The sequence below is a fragment of the Bacillus sp. ISL-7 genome, assembly GCF_018613065.1.
The window spans coordinates 33,758-50,600 of the sequence record NZ_JAGGQW010000037.1 but is presented as its reverse complement, the minus strand read 5'-3'; the positions used below and the strand labels follow the sequence as shown (position 1 = coordinate 50,600).

Annotated in this window: 19 protein-coding genes and 1 other annotated feature; of the genes, 12 read left to right on the top strand and 7 right to left on the bottom strand. The window is 38.6% G+C overall.

The genetic code is table 11. The features are described 5' to 3' along the window. The first annotated feature begins 169 nt into the window (after positions 1-169). The 5 genes from brnQ (at position 170) to J7E66_RS15090 (ending at position 7,632) form a co-directional block, all read left to right on the top strand. Positions 170-1,489, top strand: coding sequence for a branched-chain amino acid transport system II carrier protein (brnQ, locus tag J7E66_RS15110; RefSeq protein WP_215001344.1), 1,320 nt, complete (start codon positions 170-172; stop codon positions 1,487-1,489). 61 nt (positions 1,490-1,550) lie between these two features. Next, positions 1,551-3,176: an amidohydrolase gene (locus J7E66_RS15105; RefSeq protein WP_215001342.1), complete on the top strand. Its 1,626-nt coding sequence runs from the start codon at positions 1,551-1,553 to the stop codon at positions 3,174-3,176. A gap of 146 nt (positions 3,177-3,322) precedes the next feature. Then, positions 3,323-4,921, top strand: coding sequence for an amidohydrolase (locus tag J7E66_RS15100; RefSeq protein WP_215001340.1), 1,599 nt, complete (start codon positions 3,323-3,325; stop codon positions 4,919-4,921). A gap of 123 nt (positions 4,922-5,044) precedes the next feature. Beyond that, positions 5,045-5,291, top strand: a binding site (T-box leader). A 90-nt stretch (positions 5,292-5,381) separates the two neighbouring features. Then, entirely contained in the window at positions 5,382-6,647 is a 1,266-nt protein-coding gene (ilvA, locus tag J7E66_RS15095) for a threonine ammonia-lyase IlvA (protein WP_088087769.1), read from the top strand. A 265-nt stretch (positions 6,648-6,912) separates the two neighbouring features. Beyond that, positions 6,913-7,632 carry a YebC/PmpR family DNA-binding transcriptional regulator gene (locus J7E66_RS15090; RefSeq protein ID WP_215001338.1) on the top strand — a complete coding sequence of 240 codons (720 nt, stop codon included), beginning with the start codon at positions 6,913-6,915 and terminating at the stop codon, positions 7,630-7,632. Positions 7,633-7,707: 75 nt separating this feature from the next. On the opposite strand, the gene J7E66_RS15085 is transcribed toward J7E66_RS15090, so the two are convergent. Continuing rightward, positions 7,708-8,619 (bottom strand): DMT family transporter, encoded by a 912-nt coding sequence (locus J7E66_RS15085; protein WP_168244135.1) that lies wholly within the window; start codon positions 8,617-8,619, stop codon positions 7,708-7,710. Between the two features lie 181 nt (positions 8,620-8,800). On the opposite strand from J7E66_RS15085, the gene J7E66_RS15080 reads away from it, so the two are divergent. Together J7E66_RS15080 and J7E66_RS15075 are read left to right on the top strand one after the other, a co-directional pair. Continuing rightward, the gene (locus J7E66_RS15080) at positions 8,801-9,187 is read left to right on the top strand and encodes a hypothetical protein (protein ID WP_215001336.1); all 387 of its coding nucleotides are present in this window, start codon (positions 8,801-8,803) and stop codon (positions 9,185-9,187) included. A 103-nt stretch (positions 9,188-9,290) separates the two neighbouring features. After that, positions 9,291-9,806 (top strand): YbaK/EbsC family protein, encoded by a 516-nt coding sequence (locus J7E66_RS15075; RefSeq protein WP_215001335.1) that lies wholly within the window; start codon positions 9,291-9,293, stop codon positions 9,804-9,806. A 96-nt stretch (positions 9,807-9,902) separates the two neighbouring features. Here J7E66_RS15075 and J7E66_RS15070 read toward each other — a convergent pair whose 3' ends face one another. Continuing rightward, positions 9,903-10,331 (bottom strand): VOC family protein, encoded by a 429-nt coding sequence (locus J7E66_RS15070; protein ID WP_215001333.1) that lies wholly within the window; start codon positions 10,329-10,331, stop codon positions 9,903-9,905. A gap of 178 nt (positions 10,332-10,509) precedes the next feature. Between J7E66_RS15070 and J7E66_RS15065 the strand changes: the two genes are divergently transcribed. Beyond that, entirely contained in the window at positions 10,510-10,839 is a 330-nt protein-coding gene (locus J7E66_RS15065; protein WP_215001378.1) for a hypothetical protein, read from the top strand. Positions 10,840-11,066: 227 nt separating this feature from the next. Here the strand turns inward: J7E66_RS15065 and J7E66_RS15060 are convergent, their stop codons facing one another. Next, a complete protein-coding gene (locus tag J7E66_RS15060; RefSeq protein ID WP_215001331.1) occupies positions 11,067-11,459 on the bottom strand; it encodes a hypothetical protein in 393 nt (130 codons plus the stop codon). A 247-nt stretch (positions 11,460-11,706) separates the two neighbouring features. On the opposite strand from J7E66_RS15060, the gene J7E66_RS15055 reads away from it, so the two are divergent. Both J7E66_RS15055 and J7E66_RS15050 read left to right on the top strand, forming a co-directional pair. Beyond that, the gene (locus J7E66_RS15055; protein ID WP_142292176.1) at positions 11,707-12,099 is read left to right on the top strand and encodes an SET domain-containing protein; all 393 of its coding nucleotides are present in this window, start codon (positions 11,707-11,709) and stop codon (positions 12,097-12,099) included. Positions 12,100-12,362: 263 nt separating this feature from the next. Continuing rightward, positions 12,363-12,710 (top strand): c-type cytochrome, encoded by a 348-nt coding sequence (locus tag J7E66_RS15050; protein ID WP_215001329.1) that lies wholly within the window; start codon positions 12,363-12,365, stop codon positions 12,708-12,710. 228 nt (positions 12,711-12,938) lie between these two features. Here J7E66_RS15050 and J7E66_RS15045 read toward each other — a convergent pair whose 3' ends face one another. Then, entirely contained in the window at positions 12,939-13,433 is a 495-nt protein-coding gene (locus tag J7E66_RS15045; RefSeq protein WP_251032934.1) for a DUF1256 domain-containing protein, read from the bottom strand. 176 nt (positions 13,434-13,609) lie between these two features. On the opposite strand from J7E66_RS15045, the gene J7E66_RS15040 reads away from it, so the two are divergent. Continuing rightward, positions 13,610-14,047, top strand: a complete 438-nt coding sequence (locus J7E66_RS15040) for a GNAT family N-acetyltransferase (RefSeq protein WP_215001327.1) — start codon at positions 13,610-13,612, stop codon at positions 14,045-14,047. A gap of 130 nt (positions 14,048-14,177) precedes the next feature. Beyond that, positions 14,178-14,402 (top strand): BRCT domain-containing protein, encoded by a 225-nt coding sequence (locus J7E66_RS15035; protein WP_215001325.1) that lies wholly within the window; start codon positions 14,178-14,180, stop codon positions 14,400-14,402. A 48-nt stretch (positions 14,403-14,450) separates the two neighbouring features. Here J7E66_RS15035 and J7E66_RS15030 read toward each other — a convergent pair whose 3' ends face one another. The 3 genes from J7E66_RS15030 to treR all read right to left on the bottom strand — a co-directional run bounded on the left by J7E66_RS15030 (position 14,451) and on the right by treR (position 16,830). After that, a complete protein-coding gene (locus J7E66_RS15030) occupies positions 14,451-15,068 on the bottom strand; it encodes an RraA family protein (RefSeq protein WP_215001323.1) in 618 nt (205 codons plus the stop codon). Between the two features lie 230 nt (positions 15,069-15,298). Beyond that, positions 15,299-15,976, bottom strand: coding sequence for an SOS response-associated peptidase (locus J7E66_RS15025; protein WP_215001321.1), 678 nt, complete (start codon positions 15,974-15,976; stop codon positions 15,299-15,301). Between the two features lie 140 nt (positions 15,977-16,116). Next, on the bottom strand, positions 16,117-16,830 hold the full coding sequence (gene treR, locus J7E66_RS15020; protein ID WP_215001319.1) for a trehalose operon repressor: 714 nt from the start codon (positions 16,828-16,830) through the stop codon (positions 16,117-16,119). Positions 16,831-16,843: the final 13 nt, after the last annotated feature.

The window sequence follows — 16,843 nt, the reverse complement described above, 5'->3', positions numbered from 1 at the left end:
CGAAAATTTCACATAATTGTTAATTGGTTTTTATAAAGTTGGCACAATTATTGCATCGTATTTGAGTGATGTGCAATTATTTATTAATTTTAAATATTCATAAGGGATTGCACGATTGGTCAAATTCTAACCATTGTATGGGATTTCAGTAATTAAAGGAGTGCATCGAATGAAAACAAACAAGATTTACCTTGATAGTCTCATTTTTGGTTTTGCCTTTTTCGCCGTATTTTTCGGTGCTGGGAATTTAATTTTTCCGCCATCGATCGGATTTGTTTCGGGGACAGATTGGCCAACCGCTCTCGCAGGTTTTGTTCTTACTGGAATTATCCTGCCCTTACTTGGACTAATAGCTGTTTTAAATGCTGAAGGGAAATTTGAAGTCTTAACCAACCCAATTAGTCCATGGTTTTATAAAGTTTACAATATTCTGTGTATGTTATGTGTTGCCATGGTCGTTTCCGTCCCTCGAACGGCTGCTACCACTCATGAAATAGGCGTTCATATACTATTTCCGCATTTTCCTGCGGTTGGAACGATGATTATCTTCTTTGCCCTTAATTATTATTTTGCCAATGACCGATCAAATCTTATCGATAAAGTGGGAAAAGTGCTGACACCTGGATTATTAGTTATTTTATTATTCATCATCTTTAAAGGTACATTCGATCCAGTTGCAGCACCGATTGATACAAAACTTCCAAACGCATTTTCTAATGCTTTTACTGGTGCCTATCAGACGGGTGACCTTTTTACTGGTCTACTTTGTGCCTCAGTATTTATCGGAGCTGTTGGTAACAGAGGGTATAAGGACTCTGCTAATGTTAGAAAAGTTGCGATTAATGGTACCATCATCGCAGGTGTGGGTCTATTAATTGTTTACGGTGGCTTACTTTATATTGGTGCTACAGGTACAGGTCTATTCCCGAAAGATATTGAGAGTACTGCTCTTTTAACGGGACTTGTTCATCGTTTACTAGGCGATTATGGAACGATTTTCTTGGCTGTTGCTGTTGCCTTAGCCTGCCTTACAACGGCGATTGGGATTACAGCGTCGATTGCCGATTTTCTCAGTCAATTGACCAAAAATAAAGTAAACTATCGTACTTGGGTTCTAGTTATATGTATTTGTGGAGTTTCAGTAGGCCTGCTTGGGGTTGAAAAAATTATTAACTTCGCGCTTCCACTCTTCTTGGGACTCTATCCAGTATCGATTGTAATAGTATTCCTTGGCGTCTTCCGTAAATATATCCCAAATGCAGGGGCATACAAGGGGGCGGTCTTGTTAACGGTTTCAGTTAGCTTATTTGAAATGTTAGGAGCCTATGGATTAAACATAAAGCTTGCTAATGATTTGATATCAATGATCCCGTTAAGCAGCAAGGGGTTCGCATGGCTTCTACCGGCAATCATCGGATTTATTGGAGGAGCACTGCTTTATAGGGCAGCTCCTCGAAAAAATGACATAGGAACGGATTTAAGTGCGTAACTGATAAATTATACAATCAATGCAACTTGCTAGATTTTCAGAAAGGGAGTAAGAGAAATCAATGACTATCAATAAAAAGACTGAGTGTACCTATATTAATGGAAAGATTTTTACAGCTAATCCTGATAAACCGCATGCAACCGCGATGATCGTTCGTGATGGTAAGGTAGCATGGATTGGCAGTCAAACTGATTTAGAAAAAATTGAAGGTGAATGTGTCGATCTTCAGGGTCTTAGTGTGCTGCCAGGCTTAATCGATGCTCATCTACACCCATTGTACCTTGCTAATGCATCCAAGCAAATAGCTTGTACGCCTCCGCTTATTCATTCCATTGAAGATTTAATTAAAGAGATTAGAAGTTTGCGCGGTGCTCAAGGGAAGGATAAATGGGTTGAAGGCTGGGGATATGATGAAGGAAAGTTGCTGGAAGGACGTTCACCCACACGCTGGGATTTAGACCAAGCTGCTGCAGACGTTCCTGTTATTATTACACGGACGTGTGCACATATTGTGGTTGTTAACAGCAAGGCTTTGGAATTAGCAGGAATTACAAGGGATACACCTGAAGTGCCAGGCGGTCAGATTGACAGGGATGAAGACGGTGAACCCACTGGCATTTTACGTGAGAATGCCAAGGACCTTGTCACTCGGATTATGCCTGTGAAAACACTCGAAGAGAACGCTGAAATACTTGCCGAGTTAAGTAATGTGCTGCTCTCACATGGAATTACAGCGATAACCGATGCTATGGGCAGAACGGAACCAACTGATTATTTGGAAATGTATAATGATGCAGTCAAAAAAGGACTAAAGCAACGTACAGTACTCTACTATATTTGGGAAGATTTAAAGAAAAACCCGATCTTGGAAAACGAAAAAACTAGCCTTGAAAACCAAATCCATATTGGCGGGGTTAAGTTATTCTCAGATGGAAGTGTATCCGGCCAAACCGCATGGGTAAATCCGCCTTTCTTAGGTGAGGGGGAGAATTATGGGATCCAAATGACAACCGAGGAAGAATTATTGGCGGCAGCAGAGGCAGCAGAGCAAAATAATGTTCAGCTGGTTGTCCATGCCATGGGTGAGCAGGCAATTGATTTAATTGTTGACACATTTTATGGAAAAAAGGGCTGGCTTACAGATTCCCCTTCGATCAGAATTGAACATGCGGCTATGCCAACACCACAAGCATTAAAGCGTTCATCGGAAACTGGAATTGCTTTTGTTACCCAGCCAATCTTCTTATTTGCAGAAATTGAAAGCTACCATAATAACCTAGGGGCCGATCGAACAAAAAAGACCTATCCTGTACAGTCAATGTTAGAAGCAGGAATTAAAGTTGCCTTTTCATCAGATGCCCCTGCAACGGCATGGGCCGATCCGGTGAATCCATTTGTAGGCATAAAATCGGCTGTTACACGCTTGGCCTATGACGGGACGGACACGGGCCAAGAACAAAAAGTAGATTTAGAGACAGCTATCATTCTTTATACTAGGGCCGCTCAAGAAATTACCCGCATTCCGAAGGTTGGACAGCTGGCACCAGGATATCATGCCGATTTTATAATACTTAACCAAGATATCTTTGAAGTGAGCCCTGAGAAGATTGACGAAATACAGGTAGTGGAGACATTTATGGGCGGAAAATCCGTTTATCAAAAAGAGGCAGCATCTTTATATGAATAGAGTTCGATTTGGTCGTAATTCCCAGATTCTATCTCTAAAGAAGATAGAATCTGGCTTTCCTCCATTTCTAATTCCAGAACTTATTAGTTTTACACATTTTTTTCAATATGGTAAAACAGAAATATAATAAAGGAAAGGGAGATATTATGACAAAGTCAATTTTTATAAATGGGACAATCTATACTTTGGACCCGAATCAACCAGTAGTGGAATCTGTTGTCGTTGAGAAAGGTAGAATCGTAGATATAGGGTCACACCACGAAATGATCCTACAATGGGGCAGAAATGGGTCAAACATTATTGATTTGCAGGGGAAAATGGTTACCCCCGGATTGACTGATAGCCACCTGCACCTTTCTGGTGTGGCGTTCAACTTTTTAGACCTTGATTTAACCGGTGTAAAATCAAAAAGCGAAATGCTTGATAAAATTAGGGAAAAGGCGAATACCGTTGCGCCTGGAAAGTGGCTTGTCGGAATGGGCTGGGATGAAAATCTCTTTATGGAAGGAACTATTCCTACCATAGATGAGTTAGACGTTGTTGCACCGCACTGTCCTGTTTATCTAAAACGGATTTGTCACCATACATTTTTAGTGAATAGCAAGGCACTTGAAATGAGTCAGTATTATCCGGAGATTCATATTCCAACCGGCGGAACAGTTGTACTTGATCCGATTACCAAAAAGCCGACAGGGATGCTGCTCGAATCGGCTTCCCAGCTGATAACAAAATACATCCCGGAACGAACCTATCAAGAGTTAAAGGGTGGCTTACAGCAAGCGATGCAATTTGCGGTGAAGAAGGGACTAACAAGTGTACATACCAATGATCCTGCTTATTTAGGCGGCCTGGATTCCACGTATAAAATGTATGATGAATTAATTAACCAGGAAGGCCAAGGTTTACGCTGTAATCTGCTCATTGATTACCCCTATCTTAATCTATTGAAAGAAAGAGGAATGTATGCAGGCTATGGAAATGACAAACTACAAATAGGAGCGATAAAAATTTTTGCTGATGGAGCATTTGGGAGAAGAACGGCGCTCCTATCAGAGCCCTATCACGATAACCCGAGTCAGTTTGGAGATGCCATGTATGACCAAGAAACCATTTATAGAGTGGTTAAAGAGGTACGAGAACACGCCATGCCACTAGCTGTCCATACGATTGGAGACAAGGCTTTAGAAAATATTCTAGATATACTGGATCAATTTCCAAAAGTGGAATACCGTGATCGGATTATTCACACATCCCTGGTTCGGAATGATTTAGTTCAGCGATTAGTGGATATGAGCCGGATTGCTGATATTCAACCAAGGTTCGTGGTGGGTGATTATCCATGGGTGAAAGAAAGAGTAGGCGAAAAGAGGGAGCCCTTTTTATATGCATGGAAAACGTTACTTGAATCGGGCGTTTTGTGTGCTGGCGGTTCCGATGCACCCGTTGAACCTATAGACCCTCTTCTTGGTATTCATGCTGCGGTTACCCGTAGAACTCCTGGGGATCTACATGAAGGCTGGAATGCAGAAGAGAAACTCTCAATGCTTGAAGCCGTTAAGCTTTTTACAGTTGGGGGTGCATTCGCTACCAATGAAGAAAATCTTAAAGGGACGATTTCAAGAGGTAAGCTAGCGGATCTAACGGTTTATTCTAATAATTTATTTACAATAGAGAATCCTGACGAATTACTCAAAACTGAGATTGATATGACGATCATCGGTGGCGAAATAAAATATAAAAATTAAGGGAATGAAATAGGCGAAAGAATCCTTAAAACAATGTAAGCGCTTTATAATTAACAAAATAATTAAAATAGTCAAAAAATATTGACAAGTTATTTTTTCAATGGTACCCTTATAAAAATTGAAGATGAATCAATGATGAGAAGAGTAGATTAGGCCCTTGTTCTACAGAGAGTCGACAGTTGCTGAAAGTCGATGTCAGGACGTATTCGAAGATCATCTCGGAGATGTGTAGCTGAAACTGTTAAGTAAGCTAGACCGGAAATTCCGCCGTTACAATGGAACACGTACTTAGAATGGTACGTTGATCGAGAGCCGCAGTGTTTGTTTGTTGCGGAAGTAGGGTGGTATCGCGAGTTAACTCGTCCCTATACTATGGGGGCGAGTTTTTTGTGTTTAAAAAATGTATTTATTCTTATGAAAATTTCTTTATGGATGCAAAAAATTAGGAGGGAAAAGGAAGATGAATCAACAAGTTGATAAGAAAGTGTTTAATGTGGAGGATATTATTATTGCCAGCCATACCATTAAGGATGTTATTTCGCCAACTCCCCTGCAATACAATCACTTGTTGTCAGAACGATACGGCTGCCATGTCTACTTAAAACGAGAGGATTTACAAAGCGTTCGTTCCTTTAAAATCCGCGGGGCATATAATCGAATTAAGAAACTTAATGAAGATGAGTTAAAGAATGGAATTATCTGTGCAAGTGCAGGAAACCATGCGCAGGGGGTTGCTTATTCTTGTCATCTCTTAAATATTCATGGGAAAATCTTTATGCCAAGTACAACACCAAAGCAAAAGGTAAAACAAGTTAAATTTTGGGGTAAAGATGATGTTGAGATTGTTTTGGTTGGGGATACCTTTGACGATGCTTATGAAAAAGCAAGGGAATGCAGTCAAGAGGAAAATCGGACATTTATTCATCCCTTTGATGATCCCGATGTGATTGCTGGACAAGGGACGGTTGCCGTTGAACTGCTCAATGATTGCCCTGAAAAAATTGACTATCTGTTTGCCGCAATTGGCGGAGGAGGGCTTTTGTCTGGGGTCGGCACGTATTTAAGGCACTATTCTCCAGAAACGCAATTAATTGGTGTCGAGCCACAAGGTGCACCTGGTATGAAGGAATCATTTTTAAAAGGGGAAGTTACCTCATTGAAAGAAATTGACCCGTTCGTGGATGGCGCAGCTGTGAAGACGGTGGGATCAATGACCTTTAGCATTTGCAAAGAAATCGTTGATGATATTCTTGTTGTTCCGGAAGGAAAGGTTTGCACAACATTATTATCGTTATACAATGAAAATGCAATCGTTGTGGAGCCGACTGGAGCCCTTTCTGTAGCAGCCTTGGATATGTATGCAGATGAAATTAAGGGCAAAACTGTTGTCTGTATCGTAAGTGGCGGAAACAATGATATTGGTCGGATGCAGGAAATCAAAGAGCGCTCAAAAATTTATGAAGGACTGCAGCATTATTTTATTGTCCAATTCCCGCAACGCCCGGGTGCGTTACGTGAGTTTTTGGATGATGTCCTTGGACCAAACGATGATATTAGCCATTTTGAATATACGAAAAAGAATAATCGAGAAACAGGTCCAGCCTTGGTTGGAATTGAACTAAAGGATAAGGAAGACTACACACCATTGATTGAACGAATCAAAGCGAAGGGCTTTTTATATCGCGAAGTCAATAAAGATAGTACTCTGTTTCAAATGCTGGTTTAGTTCTCTAATGCTATTAAAAAGGTCGAAACTCATCGGTTTCGACCTCTTTTTGTCATTTAATCTATACTAAAATCAATTTCTTAACTGAATTTAAGTAATAGACTCTTAACAAATGATGCAATTACTGTATAATATTATTTGTCAATGATAGAAACAATCAAATAAGTAATGAACACTTAATTATTATATGGAACATGTCTGAAGTAGATCTAGTTTCATATTAATAATTTTGTGTAGATTCAATAGTGGAAAGAGAGTGTTCATAATGGGACGTAAGTGGAACAATATTAAAGAAAAGAAAGCTTCAAAGGATGCAAATACAAGCCGTATTTATGCGAAATTTGGGATTGAAATCTATGTAGCTGCTAGACAGGGTGAACCAAATCCTGAATCGAATCAAGCTTTAAAATTTGTTTTAGAGCGTGCAAAAACATACAATGTACCCAAACACATTATTGACCGAGCAATTGAAAAAGCTAAGGGCGGTTCTGAGGAAAGCTATTCTGAACTTCGATATGAAGGCTTCGGTCCAAACGGGTCGATGGTTATTGTTGATGCCCTGACAAACAACGTGAACCGCACGGCTTCCGATGTACGTGCTGCATTTGGTAAAAACGGCGGAAACATGGGAGTAAGTGGATCAGTTGCTTATATGTTTGATGCAACCGCTGTTATCGGCGTCGAAGGAAAAACGGCGGACGATGTACTTGAATTGTTGATGGAAGCAGATGTTGACGTACGAGACATTATTGAAGAAGATGAGTCGGTGATTGTTTATGCTGAGCCAGAACAATTCCATGCCGTGCAGGAAGCATTCAAAAATGCGGGGATTACTGATTTTACTGTGGCTGAACTAACGATGCTTGCGCAAAATGAAATCGCCCTTCCTGAAGACGCACAAGCTAAATTCGAGAAAATGATTGATGTATTAGAAGACCTAGAAGACGTTCAACAAGTCTACCATAACGTTGATTTAGGTGAGTAAATATGAAAGCAGACCTTTGTAGGTCTGCTTCTTTTATTTATTTAGTGGTGTCAGGCACCATTTTTATAGCTGTGATTACCGTTTAACAGCAGATAAAATAAAAATAGTTGAAATAATTGAAATGGAACCAATCCATTCGGCAGGGCCAAATGATACTTGGAGCCAGGCTACGGCTAAAAAGGCCGCTGATAATGGCTCAACACAAGCGAGAAGACTTGCTTCAGAAGCACGAATGTATTTCAGGCTTTCCATAAAACAAAAAAAGGCGATTAATGTACCGAAAATAATCACAAAAACTACAGCTAGAAAGGACGTTAAGCTCCAATGGCCTTGAAACTTCCATGGAGGATGAATCAAGCTAAAGCCAATCCCACCGATCATCATTCCCCAACCAACAGTAAGAAGCGACCCCCATTTATTCAACAAACTTCCAGGATAGAGTGTATAAAAAGCGAGTGCAAATGCAGATAGAATTCCCCATGTAAAGGCAGAGGATGAAATGGAGAGTGAATGGATATTACCCTTCGTCACGAGTAGAAAGGTTCCGAAGATGGCTAATCCAATCGCAATTACTTCATGTATTTTAGGTAATTCCTTTGCACGAAAACTTAAATAACAGACAATGATTACTGGTGCCAGGTACTGCAAAACGGTTGCCGTTGCTGCATTTCCTTGTTCGATAGCAGCGAAATACGTATATTGTACGCCAAACATGCCAATTACACCAAAGATTACTAGACGAAAGATATCCTGTTTATTTCTCCAAATGGCCCAGATATTCTGTTTACCCACTGTATGTGAAAAAAATAACAAGCCAAAACCTGAAAAAATCAGCCTGTTAACAACTAGCCAGTTGGTACTAAATCCTTGTTGATGAAATAAGTATTGAGCGACAGTTCCTGAAACACCCCAAAATGTTGCAGCAATCAATACTAAAAAAATGCCTTTTATCCTTGGGGAGGACATTACTGCTACTTGCGAATTCATTTGATCCCTCCATTATGAAACAATACTAATATCTTAATTTTTTAAATATAACAATGATTATATCACTTTTTAGGAAACAGTTTAAAAAACTTAAGGAAAATCAATTTTAATCGAAGGATTATGGGAGGGAAGTAGCGAATAAAGAAAATATATGTAAGAAGTTGAGAGGAGAAGAGAATTTATGGTCTATAAGAAAGCTGGTCATGCAGATTTGATGGATCAAATAGTAAGTAATTCCCAATTAGCTGAGGAAATCAAAAAGCACCCACGATTCGGCAAACCCATTCCATCCCTTCTATTTTCTGGGGATGTCTATTTCAATTTCCTCAACACAGCTAGCGATGCTGGTTATCTCCCGCCATTTGTAATTTTACAAAAGGAAATCAGACTTGAGATTTCTAAAGCCATAACATTAAAAGAACTAAAATCCGCTGAATTTGAAATAATGAACTTGATAGATGCCATTAATGAAAGAATCCTGAAATATAACTCGATTTGTCCTCCAAAGATGAAAAAAGGAAAAATTGATTTTGACAATATTGATAATCAATATAAAATTTGGGAATAAAAATATAAACATTACCAGACTTACTGGTATAAGACGTCTTTTAGCTTTATCCCTTTAAAGTATGATATTATTCTAATAATACGTTAGGGAAAGGATGTATAAGATGTCATTGGAAAGTGTGAAGGCCCATTTTAAACAATGGGATCGTGATGGAGATGTAATGGAATTTGATACCTCGAGTGCCACAGTGGAACAGGCTGCCGAGACCATTGGAGTAGCTTCAGCTCGAATTGCGAAAACTTTATCTTTTAGAGGGAGCGAGGAAAAAGCTATTTTAATTGTTGCTGCAGGTGATGCAAAAATTGATAATAAGAAGTTTCGTCATCAATTCGGCTTCAAAGCAAGGATGCTCTCACCAGACGAAGTTCTCGAACAAACTGGTCATGCCATTGGCGGTGTTTGTCCGTTTGGGCTGAATAATGAGCTTGAAGTCTATTTGGATGTATCAATGCAGCGCTTCGAGACAGTTTTCCCCGCTTGTGGCAGCACCAACTCTGCAATCGAATTAACGAAAGATGAATTATATCAGTATTCATTTGCTAAAGAATGGATTGATGTTTGCAAAGGGTGGGGACAAGACGAAGAGCAAGCAAAATTAAGTCAGCAAATCGAGGCTTAACGGTAACCTTAGGAAGCGTATGATGCCCTTATAAAATATTCAAAATAACCAAAAAAGGACCGGGCAAATTTGCCCGGTCTTCCTTATTAAACCCAATTACATTACGCTTTCGCCATTATCATAATTAAATAGCCATTCAATTCCAAACTTATCTTTTAGGGAGCCGTAGCATTTGCTCCAGAATGTTTCTTGAAGCTCCATGACTACCTTGCCGCCTTCTTGAAGTTTGTTAAAATAAGATTTAATTTTATCCAAGTCCTTATTTACAATAGCAAGGCTAATGTTGGTACCTGCTACAAAAGGCATTCCAGGAAAAACATCAGAGAACATGACGTTGCTTCCATCAATGTTCAGTCGTGTGTGCATAACCAAGTTTTTTGCTTCTTCTGGAAGTTGATATTCTGGGTTCGGAGGGACTTCCCCGAAAGTCATAGTTTGAGGTTTTTCTGTACCAAAAACCTCCGCGTAAAACTCTGCTGCCTCACGACAGTTTCCATTAAAATTAAGATAAACATCAACAGACATTTGCGATAACCCCTTTGTAATAAATTTCAATGGTAATTTTACCATTAACTGGAACAATATCAAATTCTTTGGAGGACTTATCTTCAATCAGGCTATTATAAATAATTTTGTAAATGCGGGAATACAATTTACAATAATCATATTTTGAATTTTTCAGTTTGAAAGAGGGTATTGGGTGATGAAATTCAAAATACATCGATGTAATTGTCGAAAGCTTTGGTCTATTCAAACCAGAAAAACAAAGTATACCGCATGCTCCGTTCTTTTAGATGGAAGTTGGAGTACAGAATTAAAGCCCGAAAGGAAATATAACCCAAAAGGATTTGTTACCACATATGGAAAACAAGATATCATTGTGAACCCACCAATAGAAGTCGTTAAGAAATATGAAAAAATAGCAAAACTGATTTATGACAAAAAAAATGTTAATTTCAACGTGAACGAAGGGGAATCTTTATTTTTTGCTGAAGATGGAACTTGTTATATTCTTAAAAAGTTAATGAATTGAAGGAAACCTCATACACCAAATGCTTTTGAACAAAATCCTCAATTCCGTCAATCGCCTGTTGACCTTCTGGAGTAGCAAACGTTTGAAAAACATGCCACATCTCATCCCATACTTTAAAAGTAACTTCGACATCTTTATTGCTTCCTAAATTCCTCCATTAATTTACAACGATTTTATGAACAAAGACCCCTGCATCAAAAGGGTAGATGAGGGGTCTTTATCATACCTTATCTTGGTGTGATTGGTTTCACTGAAATAGCAGGGGAGCTAGTCGAAACTATGCAGCCCTCTAAATGATCGGGATTTATTAAGCCTAGGTTAAGAGCGGCTTTGATTTTTACATCATCTGGTTTTTTCACGACTTGGATGAGTTCATTCATCTGTAATTCTTCTAATCTTTTAATGGTTTCAACCTCGTCATATTTTTCTGTTTTTCGTATTTGCCGTTGAAGCTTATAGCCGCTTATGGTAATTTCGCCTTTATGATTAGATCCTACTAGATTATTAAAGTAATTTTGAAAGGCATCCTTTAATTCATTCATTTCCATTTCTATTTCTTTTTTCTGTTTATTCAGTTCGTAATACTTAACCAACATTTCTCCTGTAATCAAGTTCCCCATGTCCTCGCCTCCTGTTGCGAACGTATATTCCTATTTTATGTTTTCCTCTTCAAAAAAATGACCTATTCACCTAAAGCTGTGAAGAATATCTTTTGACAGTTTTTTGATGATTGTAGTTTTATCTGTCTTGGTGTCAGGCACCAGCGAAAAATGTGTGGAAAGAAAAAACATTTGCTTTCTTCTGTAGATAATGGCAAGCTATATTATGATTAAAAACTTTAATGGAAAGTACAAATAGGTGATTAAGATGATTGAGATTAAGACTTCGAAGCTTAGTGATGGGGAATTAAATAGAGGGGTATTTGCGACTCGTGATATTGCAAAAGGTGAGCTGATCCATGAAGCACCCGTTATTCCTTATCCTAATGAGGAGCATGTTCATATAGAGAAAACACTGCTTGCTGATTATGCATTTGAATATGGTATTAACCACACCGCACTTCTTTTAGGATACGGGATGTTGTTTAACCATTCATATGAGCCCAATGCTACATATGAAATTAACTTCCCGAATCACACGTTTGATTTTTACGCGTACAAGGATATCAAAGCAGGGGAAGAAATCCTTATTAACTATAATGGTGAAGAGGATAATAATGATCCACTTTGGTTTAATAAAGATGAATCCGAAAGTGAATAAATGAAAAAAGGATAGATAAAGGCAGGTTATCTGCTTTATCTGTCCTTTTTCTTTACAAAAAAACTCACTCAGTTAAAAAAGTCTTACAGTGGAATCCAAATAGAAAATTAAGTATCTTTACCATAGTATTTATGAAGGAATAATCATAGGACTTTAGAAATAATATGTCATAGGGCATGTTTATTTTTACCTGTGAGATTGCCAGTAGGCATCTATTTCCAATATGAAGGCAATCCCGAGGAAACCAAAAAAGGGGTGGAAGGTTGAAAAAGATTTTTGGTTTGGGATTATTTATTTTAATGATTGGTTTATTGAGTGCCTGTAATGATGATGACACATCAAAAGAACCGTCTAGTAAACCAACAAGTGAAACCGCTAGCACGGTTGCAGGGGATGACATCTTTCAAAAAAGCTGTATTACCTGCCATAGTTCGGGTGACATTACTGGTGGTCAAGTAAAACTGGATTCAACGAAAATTCATGCCGATTTTCAAAAGAAAGAGGATCTTTATAGTTTTGTAGAAAAGAAGATGCCTAAGTCCGCTCCAGGTTCTTTATCAAAAGAACAATATGATGCCGTTGTTAATTATTTATGGGATCAAAAGGAATAGTAAATGAAGGAAGATAGTAGTCCGGAGGAACCTCCGGGCCCTTTTTTCATTCTCTCTTGAAGTGGTTCGTTTCAATTAATTGAAATATCTGGTATTATAAGAAGTGTCCCTAAATCGACCTCATCCATTACCAGCAATTATGCAAAATCGGATGGAGCGAAGGATATTTGTAATATTGCCTAACAGCTAGTGATATCCCTTTGGCAATATTTGTTGCCATAGTGAAAATTAGATGCAGATTCGTGGAAAGGAGAGAGCATTCCAATCGCGGATCATTTTCCTGTACAACCCCCATAATGCTGCAATCTCCATCGGAGGAAGTTTTTTTCCTAATCCCGCCCCAGGCAACAATGAACCGTCACGAACAACAATAGTGTTAACGATTCTTTCAGACCCTAGAACACTATCAATGGCAATGACAAAACTATTTTGTGGCAGGGTCTGAGAAACCTGTGGGATAAGCGTTTGTGCATCTAAGGGAGATTCAAGGTTTCCGATTACTGATAAGTGTTTGGGGTATAGATTATGTAGTAAGGTACCCACAAATGGACCTAGACTGTCACCACTTATGACATTTGAACCAATCCCTATTACGTAAATATGTTCTGTGCCTTCCGGAATGAGAGAATGTAATCTGTCTCGAATGAATAGTGGTGCTAGCCTATCATTAAAAGGAATAATTCTTTCAGACAAAGCGTGCCTTACGTCTATAGAAGCGTTCATGTCTATTTCCCCCCAAGCAAAATTTTTCTACAGAGTTGAACAAACGACCAAATATCGTGGTTTAATAATAATGATTTAATATTCTGCATTTACTTAAGATTATCCTTCTGTAATATTGTGAATTTCACTCAATCTCGTAGATTAGTAAATTATTCTTAACTAGGAGGAATTAAAAATTGATTATCCAAAAAGCAACTATTAGTGATCTCGATTCGTTGACGGTATTGTTTGATTTATATCGGGTATTTTATGAGCAAACGTCCGACTTGGAGGGTGCACGAGAGTTTTTAAAAGCAAGAATACTGAACAACGAATCCGTTGTGTTTATGGCTGTTGATGGGGAACATCCCGTTGGTTTTGTTCAGTTATATCCATCCTTTTCTTCAGTTAGCATGGTCCGATCATGGGTATTAAATGATTTATATGTGAAGGAACAATTCCGCGGAAAAGGTGCTGGGGAAAAATTAATACATAAGGCGATTTTGTTTGCAGAGGAAACAGGAGCAAAAGGAGTTATGCTAGAGACAGGCAAGGAAAACATTACTGCCCAAAGACTCTATGAAAAAATTGGTTTTGAAAGGGAATCGAATTATTTTTATTATTTCTCTATATGAAAAAAAAAGGTAGGTGTTTGTTCTCTCCAAAAGTGTTACTAATATTCGTTATTTTTTTGAATTTCTTTCATATTATGAAGCATGTAATCTGCTAATCTGAGAGTAAAGTAATGTAAGGAGATGATCATTCATGAAAAATTTAGCCGAAGCAAATGATGTTTTGACCGGAAAAGTGTATATGGTTGAAATGAAAGATGGGGAAATCAGTTCCTTTCGATTAATGGGCGAATCATCCACCCACTATATTTTCTCTTATTCCACTAACGAAACGGTAGAGGTTTTTGAAAAAGCAAAAAATGAAGTCATCGGCATTTTTGAGGTTCGGGAATGGTGGGACACGAAAGGGAGCGAATAAGATAATAGCTAACCCCAGTTCCGCATGGAAAAGGGGTTTGTTAGTTTTTTACCTATTAATGAGTTCATCTAAATGTTTCATAATAGCCTCACGATTACCAGCTATACGCTCTTCTCTAATCTGATCGTTTTTTAACTTTTCGAGGGACTTTTCCAAGACAGCTTGTTCGACCATTTGTGGAATGACCACGACGCCGTCCGCGTCCCCAACAATGATATCGCCTGGATGTACTGTCATTCCGCCGCATGAAATCGGGATATTAATCTCTCCAACTCCTGCTTTACCACTAGCTGCAACGGTAGTGCCCCTCGAGAAGACGGGGAAGTTCAAGCCCTTGATTCCAACAATATCACGAATGACACCATCAACTACGATTCCACCGACTCCAAGTGTTTGAGCCATGCCAACAACAAAATCACCAGCAATGGCACGATATGGATCTCCTTTAGCATCAATAACTAAAATATCCCCTGGTTTTGACGCACGAATTGCCTTTAGGACGGCAAGATTATCACCGACAGGAATCTTCACCGTTAAAGCTCTTCCAGTAAGCTTATATTCTTCTTTTAGAGGTTTAATCGCAGGGTGGAGGTTATTTAAGCCATCCATCGCATCGGATATACAAGTTGTTGGCAGGTCATAGAATTTTTTTACCAGTTGGTCCATAGGAAATCTCCTCTCATTTTTTACTCTCCTTACCGCCATTATAGCTCGGGTAGCTACACTTTGCCCATATTTTTCCACAAAAAAAAGAAAGTGGCCGATTACCACTTTCTAAAGAAGGAAAACTTTTATGGGTTAATACATGATATGTAGAACCTTGGACGTGCATGTAGTAAACATGTCCATATGGAAAAAATATTTTTAAAAATTTAAGCATGTTCTTTTAAAAAGTACTAACAAATCTTTTGAATAAGCTCAACGTTGTTATTTCTCGGTGAGTTTACTAAGGAAGATACTTCGTAAGTCTCCATTAAGTTTTCATCAAAGGGGATAAGTAGTTTTTTTAAATCATTGGTATCAGAGACGGATGGATCCAGCCATGTTTTTTCATCGTCTGGCTTCAAAATAACGGGCATCCGATCATGAATATCTTTCATTAGTTCATTGGGTTCGGTTGTTATCACAGAACAAGTATAGAGCGTTTTTCCTTCAGGTGATTTCCAAGACTCCCAAATGCCTGCCATGGCAAACAGATCATCGGATTTTAGTTTAATTCGCATCGGGGTTTTACTTTTATCTTCATGTCGTTTCCATTCATAAAAACTATCGGCGATGACTAGGCAACGCTTCTTTTTGAAGGCTGTTCGGAAGCTTGGCTTTTCCGATAATGTTTCTGCTCGGGCATTAATCATCTTATGGCCAATGGAAGCATCCTTTGCCCATGGCGGGACTAAGCCCCATTTTAAAAATCCCATCCGATTTGACTTGCCGTCATTAATCACGGCAAGTACGGCCTGAGATGGAGCAATATTATAACTCGGAGCATAATTTTCTTCTTCAAGAAAAGATATAATATCGAAACGATCAATGATTTCCTCGAACGTAGCTGTTAACGTGAATCGGCCGCACATACTATTTTCACCTCAAGATTTTGGTTACGTCTATTGTAACAAACATCATGGACAAAATCCTTTTAATACGAAACTCTAAATATGACATGAAGAAAAAAAAGGAGACCCCCGAAATTGGATTGGAGGTCTCCTTACTGAAATCAATGGGATCTGCGAGCAAAATCTACAAACCGAAATTTATCAGGCCGATGCCTTGATTCCGTAAATTGAAAGAGGGTGGCATCATCTAAATAAACATAGTTTTTTATGACGACTACATTGTGAAAGCCTTCAAGGTCTAATAGGGAGCGATCCTCGAATGAAGGTTCTTCCACGACAATTTCTTTTTTGGCAAAACTAATGGTAAGGTTTAATTTATTTTCAATATATTGGTAAATGGAATCCGCACAAATTTCTTCTGTTAGGGTAGGAACATGCTTTTTAGATAAAAAATCTTTATCTAAAATGATTTTCTCTCCGCCCATTTCCCTTGTACGAACTACCTTCCATACCAGGTCCTTACTTCCCAGTTGTAGCTGCTGCCTGACAAAACCATCGGGCTTGATTAACGAGAGCTCGTTCACAATCGTTTTTGGTTTACTGCCCATTTTATTTGCCAGTTCTTTAAAACTAACCAGCCCCGAAACAGGAAAATCAAATTTGCTGATGTCGATCACGATCGAACCTTTTCCTCTAACTTTTTGGATATAGCCATTTTGCGAAAGCAAATTTAACGCCTTTCTAATCGTTTCTCTCGATGTATCGAATTGATCTTTTAATTCGTTCTCAGAGGGAAGAAGCGTTTGTGGCGGAATTTCTCCACTTTTTATTTGCTCGACAATAATGTTGTAGATCGTTAGGTACTTGTTCGTCATTATGACATCTCCG

What these genes read in the sequence shown, in the direction of transcription:
- J7E66_RS15055 (WP_142292176.1), top strand. Translation starts at nt 11,707, where the DNA reads ATGATTGAGATTAAGACTTCGAAGCTTAGTGATGGGGAATTAAATAGA.
- J7E66_RS15100 (WP_215001340.1), top strand. Translation starts at nt 3,323, where the DNA reads ATGACAAAGTCAATTTTTATAAATGGGACAATCTATACTTTGGACCCG.
- J7E66_RS15035 (WP_215001325.1), top strand. Translation starts at nt 14,178, where the DNA reads ATGAAAAATTTAGCCGAAGCAAATGATGTTTTGACCGGAAAAGTGTAT.
- J7E66_RS15045 (WP_251032934.1), bottom strand. Translation starts at nt 13,433, where the DNA reads ATGAACGCTTCTATAGACGTAAGGCACGCTTTGTCTGAAAGAATTATT.
- treR (WP_215001319.1), bottom strand. Translation starts at nt 16,830, where the DNA reads ATGACGAACAAGTACCTAACGATCTACAACATTATTGTCGAGCAAATA.
- J7E66_RS15070 (WP_215001333.1), bottom strand. Translation starts at nt 10,331, where the DNA reads ATGTCTGTTGATGTTTATCTTAATTTTAATGGAAACTGTCGTGAGGCA.
- J7E66_RS15085 (WP_168244135.1), bottom strand. Translation starts at nt 8,619, where the DNA reads ATGAATTCGCAAGTAGCAGTAATGTCCTCCCCAAGGATAAAAGGCATT.
- J7E66_RS15090 (WP_215001338.1), top strand. Translation starts at nt 6,913, where the DNA reads ATGGGACGTAAGTGGAACAATATTAAAGAAAAGAAAGCTTCAAAGGAT.
- brnQ (WP_215001344.1), top strand. Translation starts at nt 170, where the DNA reads ATGAAAACAAACAAGATTTACCTTGATAGTCTCATTTTTGGTTTTGCC.
- J7E66_RS15030 (WP_215001323.1), bottom strand. Translation starts at nt 15,068, where the DNA reads ATGGACCAACTGGTAAAAAAATTCTATGACCTGCCAACAACTTGTATA.
- J7E66_RS15025 (WP_215001321.1), bottom strand. Translation starts at nt 15,976, where the DNA reads ATGTGCGGCCGATTCACGTTAACAGCTACGTTCGAGGAAATCATTGAT.
- J7E66_RS15105 (WP_215001342.1), top strand. Translation starts at nt 1,551, where the DNA reads ATGACTATCAATAAAAAGACTGAGTGTACCTATATTAATGGAAAGATT.
- ilvA (WP_088087769.1), top strand. Translation starts at nt 5,382, where the DNA reads ATGAATCAACAAGTTGATAAGAAAGTGTTTAATGTGGAGGATATTATT.
- J7E66_RS15080 (WP_215001336.1), top strand. Translation starts at nt 8,801, where the DNA reads ATGGTCTATAAGAAAGCTGGTCATGCAGATTTGATGGATCAAATAGTA.
- J7E66_RS15060 (WP_215001331.1), bottom strand. Translation starts at nt 11,459, where the DNA reads ATGGGGAACTTGATTACAGGAGAAATGTTGGTTAAGTATTACGAACTG.
- J7E66_RS15065 (WP_215001378.1), top strand. Translation starts at nt 10,510, where the DNA reads ATGAAATTCAAAATACATCGATGTAATTGTCGAAAGCTTTGGTCTATT.
- J7E66_RS15075 (WP_215001335.1), top strand. Translation starts at nt 9,291, where the DNA reads ATGTCATTGGAAAGTGTGAAGGCCCATTTTAAACAATGGGATCGTGAT.